The sequence below is a fragment of the Burkholderia sp. BCC1998 genome (assembly GCF_905339875.1).
Lineage (GTDB): Bacteria > Pseudomonadota > Gammaproteobacteria > Burkholderiales > Burkholderiaceae > Burkholderia.
In genome coordinates, this window is record NZ_CAJPHE010000015.1 from 159604 (window position 1) to 172389 (window position 12786).

Annotated in this window: 12 protein-coding genes; 7 read left to right on the top strand and 5 right to left on the bottom strand. The window is 69.8% G+C overall.

Annotated elements, in window-relative coordinates; all coding sequences use genetic code 11:
* Positions 1-101: 101 nt before the first annotated feature.
* A complete protein-coding gene (locus U5A56_RS24445) occupies positions 102-614 on the top strand; it encodes a winged helix DNA-binding protein (protein ID WP_044847863.1) in 513 nt (170 codons plus the stop codon).
* An 80-nt stretch (positions 615-694) separates the two neighbouring features.
* Here the strand turns inward: U5A56_RS24445 and U5A56_RS24450 are convergent, their stop codons facing one another.
* Positions 695-1300, bottom strand: a complete 606-nt coding sequence (locus U5A56_RS24450; protein ID WP_044847864.1) for a 5-formyltetrahydrofolate cyclo-ligase — start codon at positions 1298-1300, stop codon at positions 695-697.
* An 8-nt stretch (positions 1301-1308) separates the two neighbouring features.
* Between U5A56_RS24450 and U5A56_RS24455 the strand changes: the two genes are divergently transcribed.
* From U5A56_RS24455 to U5A56_RS24470, 4 genes are read left to right on the top strand one after another with little or no spacing between them, the layout of a single operon-like run.
* Positions 1309-3261, top strand: coding sequence for a lytic transglycosylase domain-containing protein (locus U5A56_RS24455; RefSeq protein WP_321924922.1), 1953 nt, complete (start codon positions 1309-1311; stop codon positions 3259-3261).
* A 57-nt stretch (positions 3262-3318) separates the two neighbouring features.
* Entirely contained in the window at positions 3319-4281 is a 963-nt protein-coding gene (locus U5A56_RS24460) for a complex I NDUFA9 subunit family protein (RefSeq protein WP_044847866.1), read from the top strand.
* A 54-nt stretch (positions 4282-4335) separates the two neighbouring features.
* Positions 4336-4983: a glutathione S-transferase family protein gene (locus U5A56_RS24465; RefSeq protein ID WP_321810924.1), complete on the top strand. Its 648-nt coding sequence runs from the start codon at positions 4336-4338 to the stop codon at positions 4981-4983.
* Positions 4980-6221: a multifunctional CCA addition/repair protein gene (locus U5A56_RS24470; RefSeq protein WP_124486654.1), complete on the top strand. Its 1242-nt coding sequence runs from the start codon at positions 4980-4982 to the stop codon at positions 6219-6221. The genes U5A56_RS24465 and U5A56_RS24470 overlap by 4 nt, the downstream gene beginning before the upstream one ends.
* A 251-nt stretch (positions 6222-6472) precedes the next feature.
* Here the strand turns inward: U5A56_RS24470 and U5A56_RS24475 are convergent, their stop codons facing one another.
* A complete protein-coding gene (locus U5A56_RS24475) occupies positions 6473-7285 on the bottom strand; it encodes an XRE family transcriptional regulator (RefSeq protein ID WP_321924925.1) in 813 nt (270 codons plus the stop codon).
* Positions 7286-7720: 435 nt separating this feature from the next.
* On the opposite strand from U5A56_RS24475, the gene U5A56_RS24480 reads away from it, so the two are divergent.
* Complete coding sequence (locus U5A56_RS24480; RefSeq protein WP_321924927.1) at positions 7721-9571, top strand: M24 family metallopeptidase; 1851 nt, start codon at positions 7721-7723, stop codon at positions 9569-9571.
* Positions 9572-9737: 166 nt separating this feature from the next.
* Here the strand turns inward: U5A56_RS24480 and U5A56_RS24485 are convergent, their stop codons facing one another.
* From U5A56_RS24485 to flgA, 3 genes are all read right to left on the bottom strand, one after another.
* Positions 9738-10178 carry a flagella synthesis protein FlgN gene (locus U5A56_RS24485; protein ID WP_039317824.1) on the bottom strand — a complete coding sequence of 147 codons (441 nt, stop codon included), beginning with the start codon at positions 10176-10178 and terminating at the stop codon, positions 9738-9740.
* 85 nt (positions 10179-10263) lie between these two features.
* Positions 10264-10596, bottom strand: a complete 333-nt coding sequence (flgM, locus tag U5A56_RS24490) for a flagellar biosynthesis anti-sigma factor FlgM (RefSeq protein WP_124520534.1) — start codon at positions 10594-10596, stop codon at positions 10264-10266.
* A gap of 118 nt (positions 10597-10714) precedes the next feature.
* Complete coding sequence (flgA, locus tag U5A56_RS24495; RefSeq protein WP_321924930.1) at positions 10715-12064, bottom strand: flagellar basal body P-ring formation chaperone FlgA; 1350 nt, start codon at positions 12062-12064, stop codon at positions 10715-10717.
* A gap of 205 nt (positions 12065-12269) precedes the next feature.
* Here flgA and U5A56_RS24500 point away from each other — a divergent pair, with 205 nt between their 5' ends.
* The gene (locus U5A56_RS24500) at positions 12270-12758 is read left to right on the top strand and encodes a flagellar basal body rod protein FlgB (protein WP_321924932.1); all 489 of its coding nucleotides are present in this window, start codon (positions 12270-12272) and stop codon (positions 12756-12758) included.
* Positions 12759-12786: the final 28 nt, after the last annotated feature.

Below are 12786 nucleotides of genomic sequence, written 5' to 3' on the forward strand. Positions count from 1 at the left end.
AATATCGACAACTTCCCAATAAGCGTTTTCGCCTAGCCCGTATGTCCGGGCTTCTGGCGTACACTCGGCACACCCTGTCATCCGGCTTGCTCCGCCTTTCCATGAAGCGTCCTGCGACCAAGATCGTGTCATCCGAACACCTCGTTTCCGATTCGAGCGCGGAGCTGTCGGAACTCGAATACGGGCTCATCATGGCCGGCAACGCATTCAACCGCTGGATGGTGCGCTGCATGTCGGCCGCGGGCGCGAAGGACATGACGGCGGTCGAGGTGTCGCTGCTGCATCACGTGAGCCACCGCGAACGCAAGAAGAAGCTCGCCGACATCTGCTTCGTGCTCAATATCGAGGATACGCACGTCGCGACCTATGCGCTGAAAAAACTGATCGCGCGCGGCTATGTGAAGAGCGAGAAGAGCGGCAAGGAGGTGTTCTTCTTCGCGACCGACGCGGGCCGCGAGCTGTGCCTGAAGTATCGGGAGGTGCGCGAGCACTGCCTGATCGAGACGCTCAAGGACAGCGGCCTCACCAACGAGCAGATCGGCGACGCAGCGCAGTTGCTGCGCCACGCATCGGGCCTCTACGACACGGCCGCGCGCGCGGCGGCGTCGCTGTAAACGATTGCGGACGGGAGGGTGAACGCGGTGAGCGCGGTGACGCGCGGCATGCCGCTCATGCAGCAGCGCGCGCCGCGTCATCAGGCGGCCGGGTAAAGCGCGCCGTCGGTCACGATCCAGCGCATCGCGAGATCGTGCGCCTCGGCCGGCAGCGCATCGACGCGGCACGCTTCATACGCGATGCCGACCGTCACCGGCAGCGTGTCGCCGGGCCACACCGCGAGCGTGCGGTCGTAGTAGCCGCCGCCATAGCCGAGCCGGTAGCGCTGCAGATCGAATCCCACGCACGGAATCAGCAGCAGGTCGGGCACGACGACGACGCCCGACGCCGGTTCCGGAATCCGGTGATGGCCTTCGCGCATCGGCGTATCCGCATCCCACGCATGGAACGCGAGCGGCGTGTGACGCTCGCCGATCACCGGCAGCGCGGCGCGGCGGCCCGTGCCGGCCGCGGCCCACGCGAGCACCGCGTCGCGCGCGTCGAATTCGCCCGGCAGCGGCCAGTAGAAGCCGACCGTCGCGGGCGCGAGGCGCTCGAGCAACAGGCGCAGCCGCGCGTCGAGCGCGGCGTTCGCGGCGGGCTGCGACGCGGCGTCGCGACGCGCGCCGGACAGCGTTTTGCGCAGTGCAACCTTCGGGTTCGGCACAGGGTTGCATGCTATGCTTTCGCTCACTTCGTGCTCCATTCATAACGATGTCGAACAGCCTTTTCCGAGTATATCGCGCGGTCGCGCTCACGCTTTCGGCCGCCGCGCTCGTCGCGGGCACGGCCGCGTGCGCCGCACCGGGCGACGACACGCTCGCCGGGGACGACCAGATCTTCGTGCAGCTGCGCGAAGCCGCGCGCCGCAACGACGCCGCGAAGGCCGCGCAGCTCGCGTCGATGATCCCGAACTATCCGGTCCCGTCCTACGTCGAGTATTTCCAGATCAAGCCGCAGCTGTTCGATTCGACCGGCCGCGCACGCGTCGACGCACCGGACGCGCCGGTGCAGTCGTTCCTGCAGCGCTACGACGGCCAGGCGATCGCCGACCGCCTGCGCAACGACTATCTGCTCGTGCTCGGCGCGCGTCACGACTGGCGCAACTTCGACGACCAGTACAAGCGCTTCGTGCTCGACGACGACACGCAGGTCAAGTGCTACGCGCTCGAATCGCGCGCGGCGCGCGGCGAGAACGTCGCCGAGGCGGCGCGTGCGCTGCTCGTCGAGCCGAAATACTACGGCGACGCCTGTGTCGACCTGATTACGGCGCTCACCGTCAACCAGCAGTTCGCGAGCGACGACGTGTGGCAGCAGGCGCGCCTCGCGTACGAGCAGAACTACACGACGCTCGGCGGCAAGATCGTCGACGCGCTCGGCGCGCGCCCGGTCGGTTTCGACCAGGCGACCAGCGCGCCGCCGCTGTACCTCGCGCGCGGCGTCGGCCCGGACGCGGCATCGCACCAGCTCGCGCTGATCGCGCTCGGCCGCATGGCGCGCAACGATCCGGACGCGGCGGCCGGGATGCTGACGTCGATCGCCGGCTCGCTGACGAAGCAGGAGCAGGCGATCGCGTGGGGCGCGATCGGCTACCAGGGCGCGATCAAGCGCTCGGCGCTCGCGTCGGTCTGGTATGCGAAATCCGCGAACGCGCCGCTGTCGAACCCGGGCTACGAATGGCGCACGCGCGCCGCGCTGCTCGCCGGCAACTGGCCGATGGTGCGCTGGTCGATCGAACAGATGCCGCCGTCGCTGCGCGACGATCCGGCATGGATCTACTGGCATGCGCGTGCGCTCAAGCAGAGCGGCGACACGCTGCAGGCGAACCAGGAATTCGAGCAGGTCGCGGGCCAGTACAACTTCTACGGGCAGCTCGCCGGCGAAGAGCTTGGCCAGCGCACGTCGATCCCGCCGCGCACGAAGGTGAGCGATGGCGACATCGACGCGATGAGCAAGATCCCGGGCTTCGCGCTCGCGCAACGCTTCTACGGGCTGAACCTGCGTCTCGAAGGCAACCGCGAATGGAACTGGCCGCTGCGCGGGATGACCGATCGCCAGCTGCTCGCGGCCGCCGAATACGGCAAGCGCATCGACCTGCTCGACCGCACCGTCAACACGGCCGACCGCACGAAGGCCGAGCACGACTTCACGCTGCGCTACCCGTCGCCGTACCGCGACATCGTCGAGCGCTACGCGCAGTCGTCGGGCCTCGACATCGAATGGGCATACGGGCTGATCCGCCAGGAGTCGCGCTTCATCACGAACGCGCGTTCGTCGGTCGGCGCGGGCGGCCTGATGCAGCTGATGCCGGCTACCGCGCAGCTCGTCGCGAAGAAGCTCGGGATGGGCACGATCACGCGTGCGCAGATGCACGACATCAATACCAACATCCAGCTCGGCACCTGGTATCTGGCGGACATCTACAACAACTTCGACAGCTCGCCGGTGCTGGCAACCGCCGGCTACAACGCGGGCCCGGGCCGGCCGCGCCAGTGGCGCCAGGTGTTGACGCAGCCGGTCGAAGGCGCGATCTTCGCGGAGACGATTCCGTTCAACGAGACGCGCGACTACGTGAAGAACGTGCTGTCGAACACCGTCTACTACGCGGCGCTCTTCGAGGGCAAACCGCAGTCGTTGAAGAAACGCCTAGGCATGATCTCGCCCTGATCCGCAATCTTCACACTGCCGCGCGAGACGCGGCAGTGTTCTTTTGAGGACCCGAACATGGATCGCCAGACCGTCGCGCTGCTGGGCGGCACCGGCTTCATCGGCAGCCGGCTCGTCAACGCGCTGATCGACGCCGGCAAGCAGGTGCGGATCGGCACGCGGCGGCGCGAGCACGCACGCCACCTGCAGATGCTGCCGGTCGAGATCGTCGAGCTCGACGCGCTCGATACGCGCACGCTCGCCCGGTTCGTCGCCGGCGCGCATGCGGCCGTCAATCTCGTCGGCGTGCTGCACGGCGGCCGCGGCACGCCGTACGGGCCCGGGTTCGAGCGCGCGCACGTCGCGCTGCCGGCCGCGCTGGCCGCCGCGTGCGTCGAAGTCGGCGTGCGGCGCGTGCTGCACATGAGCGCGCTCGGCGCCGATTCGCACGGCCCGAGCATGTACCAGCGCTCGAAGGGCGACGGCGAGGCCGCGCTGCATGCGGTCGCGGCGACCGATTCGCTCGCGCTGACGATCTTCCGCCCGTCGGTCGTGTTCGGCCCCGGCGACGCATTCCTGAACACGTTCGCGAACCTGCAGCGCACGCTGCCGGTGCTGCCGCTCGCGATGCCCGACGCACGCTTCCAGCCGGTGTTCGTCGGCGATGTCGTGCGCGCGTTCGTCAACACGCTGGATCTCGCGGCCGCGCACGGCAAGACCTACGAACTCGGCGGCCCGACCGTCTACACGCTCGAGCAGCTGGTGCGCTATTGCGGCACGCTGGTCGGCCGGCAGGCACGCATCGTGCGGCTGCCCGACGCGCTCGCGCGGCTGCAGGCGAGCGTGTTCGAATGCCTGCCCGGCGAGCCGGTGATCACGCGCGACAATCTCGCATCGATGTCGGTGCCGAACGTGCTGTCCGGGCCGCTGGCACCGGAACTCGGGATCTCGCCCGCGAGTCTCGAGAGTATCGCGCCCGCGTATCTCGGCCATGCCGCGCGGCGCTCCCGCTTCGACTGGTTTCGCTCGCGCCGCCGCTAGGCGCCGCGGACCGTCGCTTCCGTCATTCACTTTCGCGCTTTCCGGAACACCGCCATGAAACTCGTCATTGGAGACAAGAACTACTCGTCGTGGTCGATGCGGCCGTGGCTGCTGCTCGCGCATTTCGGCATCCCGTTCGACGAGATCGTGATCGAGCTGCGCCGTGACGACACGGCCGCGCGCATCCGCGAGTATTCGCCGACCGGCAAGGTGCCGTGCCTGATCGACGACCACGGCGTCGCGATCTGGGATTCGCTCGCGATCGCCGAGACGCTCGCCGAGCGCTATCCGCAGTTCCCGATGTGGCCGGCCGATCCGCTCGATCGCGTGCATGCGCGCTGCATCTCGGCCGAGATGCATTCGGGCTTCGCCGCGCTGCGCACGCAGATGGGAATGAGCGTGCGTGCGTCGATGCCGGGGCGCGGCGCGACGCCCGAGGCGCTCGCCGACGTCGCGCGCATCGACGCGCTGTGGAGCGCGTGCATCGAGGCCTCGGGCGGCCCGTTCCTGTTCGGCGAATTCGGCATCGCCGATGCGATGTATGCGCCCGTCGTGATGCGCTTCAACACGTATGCGCCGGCGCTGTCGCCGGAAGCGGCCGGGTATGCCGCGCGCGTGACGGCACTGCCGGCGGTGCAGCGCTGGATCGATGGCGCGCGCCGCGAAACCAACGTGATCGCCGAATACGAACCGACGCCATGAACATCTACGCAGTAGGCGGAGCGATCCGCGACGAATTGCTCGGCGTGCCGGTGCAGGACCGCGACTACGTGGTGGTGGGCGCGACGCCCGAGCAGATGGCCGCGCAGGGCTTCCGGCCGGTCGGCAAGGATTTCCCCGTGTTCCTGCATCCGGGCACCCAGGAGGAATACGCGCTCGCGCGCACCGAGCGCAAGACGGCGGCCGGCTATCACGGCTTCCAGTTCTACTATGCGCCGGACGTGACGCTCGAAGAGGACCTCGCGCGGCGTGACCTGACGATCAACGCGATGGCGCGCGAAGTGAGCCCGGAGGGCGCGCTGGTCGGCCCGGTGATCGATCCGTTCGACGGACAGGCCGACCTGCGCGCACGCGTGTTCCGGCATGTCGGCGACGCGTTCGTCGAGGATCCGGTGCGGATCCTGCGGATCGCGCGCTTTGCCGCGCGCTTCGCCGATTTCACGGTCGCGGACGACACGCTCGCGCTGATGCGGCGGATGGTCGACGCGGGCGAAGCGGATGCGCTGGTGCCCGAGCGCGTGTGGCAGGAGATCGCGCGCGGGCTGATGGAGGCGAAACCGTCGCGGATGTTCGCGGTGCTGCGCGAGTGCGGCGCGCTCGCGCGCATCCTGCCCGAGGTCGACGCGCTGTGGGGCGTGCCGCAGCGCGCCGACTACCACCCGGAAGTCGACACCGGCGTGCACGTGATGATGGTCGTCGACTATGCGGCGAAGCAGGGCTATTCGCTGCCGGTGCGCTTCGCGGCGCTCACGCACGATCTCGGCAAGGCGACGACGCCCGCCGACGTGCTGCCGCGCCATGTCGGCCACGAAGGCCGCAGCGTCGACCTCATCAAGCCGCTGTGCGAGCGGTTGCGCGTGCCGAACGATTGCCGCGATCTCGCGCTGGTGGTCGCGCGCGAGCACGGCAACCTGCATCGCGTGATGGAAATGGGCGCGGCCGCGCTGGTGCGCTTCTTCGAGCGCAGCGACGCGCTGCGCAAGCCGGCACGCTTCGCCGAGATGCTGCAGGCATGCGAAGCGGATGCGCGCGGCCGGCTCGGGCTCGACACGCAGCCGTATCCGCAGGCCGAGCGGCTGCGCGTGGCGCTGGTGGCGGCGCGCAGCGTCGACGCGGGCGCGATCGCGCGCGGTGTCGGCAACGATGCGATGCAGATCAAGGACGCCGTGCATCGCGCGCGGGTCGAGGCCGTCAAACAGGCGCTGGCGATCGCGGAATAGGCGGGGGAGTTGGGGCGCGGACTGGGCTGGGAACCGGGTTGCGAACAGGCTTGGGAACTGGGTTGCAAACCGGGCCCGGGAATCGGGTTGCAAACCGGGCTGCGAATCGGGGCTGCGAATCGGGGTTGCGAATCGGGCTACGAATCGGGGCTACGAATCGGGGCTACGAATCGGGCCGTGAATCAGGCCGTGAATCGATTCCGCAAATCGTGCGGACCGCGCCGAGCGGTGCGCCGCCCGGCCGCCAGCCGTCATTTCTTCATGCGCTCGGCGGTGCGGCGCGCCGGCGTGGCGGCAGCCGGACGTTTGCGGGTGGCCGAGCGGGACTTCCTGGCAGCCGTCTTGGCCGTGGCGCCGGCCGGCTTGTCGGCGGGCTGCGCGGCGTCCGCGTCGCGCTCCCGCGTCGGTGCCGGTTCGCGGCGGCTCACGCGCGGCTCGCCCGGGGTCGCGCCGGCATCGCGCGCGAGCAGCCTGATTTTCATCGCGGCGGACCCCAACTCGGCGCAGTTGTCGTCGAAGAGGGGCAGCGTGCCGACCGCGATCAGCTCCGCGGGCCCGTCGCCGACGTTCGCGACGCGATGGCGCTTCCTCGCGTCGAAGTGCAGCGAATCACCGGGCGACAGCGGGTAATCCTTCTTGCCGATCGTGTAGCAGAGCCGGCCGGTCAGCACGTACACGAACTCGTCGCCGCCGTGCGCGACCCATTCCGACCGGTAGCCCTCCATCATCCGGACCTTGAGCGCGTTGATCTGGCTGCCGTCGAAGGTGGTGGACAGGCGCTCGTACCACTGCGACGCGGCGTCGACCGCGTACGGTTCGCGGCGGCCCGCGTGCGAGTCGGGCTGCGCCTGGCGCGGCTGGTCGATCAGCGTGCCGAGCGGTACGTCGAGCGCTTTCGCGACGTTGACGAGCGATGACAGCGAGATGCCGGTCAGATGGCGCTCGACCTGCGACAGGAACCCGACCGACAGGTTCGCTTCGGTCGCGACTTCCAGCAGCGTTTTCTTCGCTTCCCGGCGCAGGCGGCGAATGCGCTGGCCGATACGCATGATGTCTGAATCCATGGATCTCTTTCGTGGCAACGAGTCGGGAGGCGAGCGAGGGGGGCGGTGCAGTCGCCGGACGTTGCCGTTCCGCGAATCGCACGAAGCACGGCCGTCGGGACGACGATGCGGGCGCATTGTACCGCGCAGTCGCGCCGGTCCGCCGCCACGCCGCGCACGGCGGTGCCGCCGTCGCGCACCGCACGCACCGGTAATTTTAGCCCTACGAAAATTTTAGCTTGACCTCAATTTCACCGTGCTCTAGATTCTGTCGCACGCATCAAACAAAGTTAAGTGAGACAAAAATTTTCCCGAGAGCCTGCTGCGGGAACGGCACCACGGCCCGGCTGCCCGCCGGGCCGCGAGTCGTCCGCGCGCGGGCAGCGTGCCGGGTGAGGCGGGCGCCATGCCGCGTGACGCCGCCGGCCGCCGACAACAATCCATAACGGGTATCCGATGATCGATCGACTGAAATACAGCTTCTCCGGCCTTCCCCCGTACGACGCGTCCGTCGCCGACACGCAGGCCGGCCTGTCGCGCCTGCTCGACGCCGCCCGGCTCGACGCGGTCGTGGTCACGTCGCAGGACGAGTACATCACCGAATACCTGCCGCGCCGCAACAATCCGCGCTACGCGCTGTCGGGCTTCGACGGCTCGGCCGGCTGCGGCATCTTCCTGAGCGCGGCGACCGCCGAGGCGCTCGGTGTGCCGCCGTTCGTGCTGTTCGTCGACGGCCGCTATCACCTGCAGGCCGAACAGCAGTGCGACCCGGCGCGCGTGCGCATCGAGAAGCTCGGGATGAGCGTGACGATCTGGCAGGCGCTGGCCGACTGGCTGCTCGCGCACGCGAGCCGGCTCGCGCGGGTCGGCTACGACGCGCTGCGGATCAGCGTCGCGCAGCGCGACCGGCTGGTCGAGCAGACGCAGGCGGCGTCGCTCGACTGGACGAGCCTCGTCGAGCGCGAGATCGACCGCGCGATCGCGCTGCCGGGCTGGGTGGTCGAGCGGCCGATCTTCGAGCTGCCGGACGAGATGACCGGCGCGAGCGTCGCGCAGAACCTCGACGCGCTGAACCGGCGGCTCGCCGCGCACACCGGCGCTGCGCCCGGCACGACCGCGTTCTTCACGTGCGCGTCGGACGACCTCGCGTACCTGCTGAACAGCCGCGGCTATCACATCCCGAATGCGTCGTCGCACCTGGGCTTCCTGTTCGCTATCGGCGAGCAGGTCGCGCTGTTCCTGCCGGAGGGTTGCGACCGCTGCCCGGTCGAACTGGCGTCGTATCCGGCGCTGCACGTGATCCGGCGCGACTTCGCCGAACTCGAGCGCTTCCTCGCGCGGTTCGCGGTCGAGCACGTGTGTTACGGCTTCGAGTCGGTCAACTGCGCGCTGGTCGAGTCGGTGCGCCGCGTGTGGCCGCACGCGCGGCACGCCGACTTCAACCCGGTCGAGGCGCTGCGGGCCGGCAAGACGCCGGCGGTGCTCGACCGGTTCCGCGACGCGTTCGCGCGCAGTTCGGCGGCGATCGCCGAAACGATGCGCTGGGCGAAGGCCGGCGAGCCGGGGCAGCGCCATACCGAGTACGACCTGGCCCGCACGATCAACGACGCGTACGGCGCCCGCTCGGCGGTCGCGCTGACGTTCCCGTCCATCGCGGCGAACGGCGCGAACAGCGCGTTCGCGCACTACACGGCGGCGAGCGCCGACGTCGAGTTGACCGAAGGCGAGCTCGTGCTGCTCGACAGCGGCGCGTATTACGATGCCGGTTTCGCGACGGACTGCACGCGCGTCGTGCTGCGCCGCACGCGGCCGGAGACGGTCGCGCAGCCGTGGCAGCGCGAGATCTACACGGTCGCGCTGAAGGCCTGCATCAAGGGGCTCGTCACGCGTTTCCCGAAGACGGCGACGGGCGGCGACGTCGACGCGGCGGTGCGTCAGGTATGCCGCGACCACGGCTACGATTTCGGTCACGGCACCGGGCACGGCGTCGGGATCCACGTGCACGAGGGCGGCGTGCGGTTCGCGCCGGGCGCGCAGTACGGGCTGGTGCCGAACGCGGTGATTTCGGTCGAGCCCGGCATCTACGTGCCGGGCAAGGGCGGCGTGCGGATCGAGAACATCGTGATCGTGCGCGCGGACGACGACGCATCGGACACCGTCGCGTTCGAGAACATCGTCACGGTCGGCTACGACTGGGACCTGATCGACGTCGAACTGCTGAACGACGACGAGCGCGCGTACCTGCGCGACTACGAACGGCTTTGCGTGGAACGCGGCACGCAGGTCACTGCGTGTCCGCTGCTGTAAGGCGGGGAAGGGGGGCGCGGCCGCAGGCGGGCCGCGCGATGCACGCGCGGCGCGTCGATGCGCCGGCGTGATCGGTCCGTCGGGAATCCGTACGTCAGAGAATCGGTACGTCAGAGAATCGGTGCGTCAGGGAATCCGTACGTCAGGGAATCAGTACGTCGGAGAATCAGCGCATCAGCGCCGATACCCGCCCGTCGGGCCCGTAGACGCCGGCCGGCGCGGGCGCCGAGCGCAGCACCGCGAGCGCGCGCTCGTTGTAGTCCATCCGGATCCGGATCAGCATCCCGTTGGTCGCATTGGCCTGGCGCGCGCGTTCGGCGGCCTGCAGCAGCAACTGCCAGCGGCCGGCGAGGCGTGCGTCGCGTTCGGCGGCCTGGTCCATCCCTTTCTTGCCGGCCGGAAAGCCGAGCGCGGACAGCTGCGTGTCACGCGTGCGCTCGAGCTGCGCGAGCCGGTCGATCAGCGCGCTCTTCTTCTCGACGATGCCGGGCAGCATTTCAAGCGGCTCCGGCGTCGTCAGCGCCTTTTCCTCGTAGGCGAGCAGGGACGCGAACGCTTCGACCGTCGCGTGTTCGTCGTTGACCGTGGCCAGCAGCTCTTCTCTCATCGCGTCATGCTCGTCGCGCCGGCACGCGGGGCCGCATGCCGGCAAACCAGGGGACCGGTCAGGGCGTGACGGGCCCCGGGCCGGCTCAGTTGCCCTGCGAGCGCTGCTGTTGCAGCAGGTCGCGGGCGGTATTCAATACGCCGTCGGCGATCTTGTTCACGTCGATCGTCAACGTGCCGTTGTTCAGCGCGTCCTTGATCGACTGGACGAGGGCCGTGTCGATGTCGGCGCTGCCGGAGGCCGACAGCGAACGCAGCTGGCCGGACAGACCCGACAGGTTCACGCTCGCGTCGCCGCCGGTCGATCCTGCGTCGGCCGCCTGCGCGGACGACGACGAAGCCGCGCCGGATTGCGCGCGGGCCGCGCCGTTGCCGGTCGACGCGAGTGGGCTCGGGTTCGGAGTGGAATCGATCTTCACGGTGGGTTTCCTGGACGGTATGACCCAGATAACGGCCGGGTCGGCCCGAACTTTAGCATCGTGAGCCCGAAATTCTCCGAATAAACAATTCTTTACAATCTTGCGGTGCGATTCGGCCCTACAGCGGAATTTCGACGGTTCCGGCATCCTTGACGATCGCCGTGACGATTTGCCCCGCGGCCATCCGGACCCGCACCGACTGTCCCGGCGCCGCATTCGCGAGCGCGCTGCCCTCGGCCGAGATCGTGAAGCCGGGCCCGGCCGCGACGACCCGTACCGTCTGGCCGGCGGACACCGACGCGGCGCTCTTCAGCATGTCCTGGCGCAGCGGCAGCCCGGCCGAGATCCGCGCCAGCGCGGTCGCGCCGACCGCCTGCGCGGGATCGGTGATCACCGCGAGCGGCAGCACCGTCAGGTCGCCTTCGCGCGCGACGAGGTCGGCCGCGGTGAGCGGCTCGCCGGGCGCGATCTGGCGCGCGGCGACGTAATAGGTGGCCTGCACGGCGACCTTCGCCTGCAGGTAGACGGTCCACGGCCGCTCGCCCGCGCAGCGCACGCCGACCGTCGTGCGGCCCCACAGGCGCGCGCCGGTCGGCAGGAACGGCTCGAGCGTCGTGCACGCGGCGAGCCCGCGCGGAAACGCGGCCGCGACGGTCGCGGTCGTCTTGCCCGGCAGGCCCGCGACCTGCTGCTGCAGGAATGCGAGCGCCGTGCGCCGGATCGTGTCGGGGTCCTGCTGGCCGGGCGGTGTCGCCGGCTGGGGCGCGGCGGCTACCTGAGGCGGGTTGGCGGCAGCCGCCGGTGCGCGCGGGGCCGGCGCGGCTGAAGCGGCGCGGGCCGCGGCCAGGCGCGCGGCGATGGCCGGTCGCGTGGAATTCGATGCCGGGTCGGCTGCGCCGGCGACGACGGTCGCGACGGCGCCCGGATCGGCGGCGCGCTGGGGACCATAACCTGCGTTCGCGGCGTTCGCGGCGTTCGCGGCGTTCGAGGCGTTCGCGGTGGTCGCGGTGGTCGTGGCGTTCGTGCGCGCGGCGGCGTAGGCGGGGCGCGGCGTCGGCGCCGGCACGGCAGCCGGCGGCGGGACGTTCATCACGACCATCGAGCCAGCCGGCTGCGCCGCGTAGCCGGCCGCGGCCGCGCCGGTCACGCCGGCAGCACCACCCGCGCCACCCGCGCCACCCGCGCCACCTGCGCCACCCGCACCGACTGCACCGACTGCACCGACCGTCGTGGCCACACCTGTACCCGTACCCGAAGCCGTCCCCGCATTCCCGCCGAACTGACCGCCACTGGCCGCGTTCGCCTGCGCGAGCGCGGTCTCGGCCGTTTCGCCGCGGCCGGGAATCACGATCATCCCGTCGTCCGCGTGCGCGGCCGGCACCGCGAGCCACAGCGCCGCGGCGAGCGCGAACGCACGCGACCTGCGCGTGCCGCGTCCGTGGTTGCCGCGAAGTGCGCTGCCTGTCATCGCCGTGTCCTCGAAGCCGTTGATCCGATTCGCATTCTAGGGAGCCGGGCCGTCGCGCAAACGATGAATAGAGGGGGCCTTTGCCGCGTTATTCGTCCGATTGCCGGTTGCGCCCGGCGCCTACCATCGCTGTCATGGAAAAAAGCCCCTTGGGTCGCCATCCGGCGCAACGGGCGTGCAGCGCTTCATACGGAGAGACGCACACATGCTGGACAAACTCGATGCCGAATTCGCGTTCGGCCGACAGGCGCTCGACGTGCGCGCCTATCGGCAGGAGCTGCTGTCGTCGAACATCGCGAACGCCGACACACCCGGCTACCAGGCCCGCGACACCGATTTCGCGTCGACCCTCGCGCGCTCGCTGAAGCAGGCCGGCGGCGGCCTCGCGCCGAGCAACGCCGCGCAGCTGCCGATGGCGCAGCCGGCCGGCGTGGCGAGCGGGATGACGATGGTGTCGACGGTACCCGGCCACATGGCCGGCACCGCGAAGCTGATGCCGACCGGCGGCCCGGCCGACGACTACGGCCGCGCGCAGTACCGGATGCCGCTGCAGCCGTCGCTCGACGGCAACACGGTCGATCTCGACGTCGAGCGCGTGCAGTTCGCGAACAACGCGCTGCACTACGAAACCGGGATGACCGTGATGACCCAGCAGATCAAGGCGATGATCGCCGCGATCTCGACGAACTCGTAAGCGCAACCGAACCCGAGCACAAGCACCA

Coding starts and splice junctions, on each gene's coding strand:
- U5A56_RS24445 (WP_044847863.1), top strand. CDS start 102: ATGAAGCGTCCTGCGACCAAGATCGTGTCATCCGAACACCTCGTTTCC.
- U5A56_RS24450 (WP_044847864.1), bottom strand. CDS start 1,300: ATGGAGCACGAAGTGAGCGAAAGCATAGCATGCAACCCTGTGCCGAAC.
- U5A56_RS24455 (WP_321924922.1), top strand. CDS start 1,309: ATGTCGAACAGCCTTTTCCGAGTATATCGCGCGGTCGCGCTCACGCTT.
- U5A56_RS24460 (WP_044847866.1), top strand. CDS start 3,319: ATGGATCGCCAGACCGTCGCGCTGCTGGGCGGCACCGGCTTCATCGGC.
- U5A56_RS24465 (WP_321810924.1), top strand. CDS start 4,336: ATGAAACTCGTCATTGGAGACAAGAACTACTCGTCGTGGTCGATGCGG.
- U5A56_RS24470 (WP_124486654.1), top strand. CDS start 4,980: ATGAACATCTACGCAGTAGGCGGAGCGATCCGCGACGAATTGCTCGGC.
- U5A56_RS24475 (WP_321924925.1), bottom strand. CDS start 7,285: ATGGATTCAGACATCATGCGTATCGGCCAGCGCATTCGCCGCCTGCGC.
- U5A56_RS24480 (WP_321924927.1), top strand. CDS start 7,721: ATGATCGATCGACTGAAATACAGCTTCTCCGGCCTTCCCCCGTACGAC.
- U5A56_RS24485 (WP_039317824.1), bottom strand. CDS start 10,178: ATGAGAGAAGAGCTGCTGGCCACGGTCAACGACGAACACGCGACGGTC.
- flgA (WP_321924930.1), bottom strand. CDS start 12,064: ATGACAGGCAGCGCACTTCGCGGCAACCACGGACGCGGCACGCGCAGG.
- U5A56_RS24500 (WP_321924932.1), top strand. CDS start 12,270: ATGCTGGACAAACTCGATGCCGAATTCGCGTTCGGCCGACAGGCGCTC.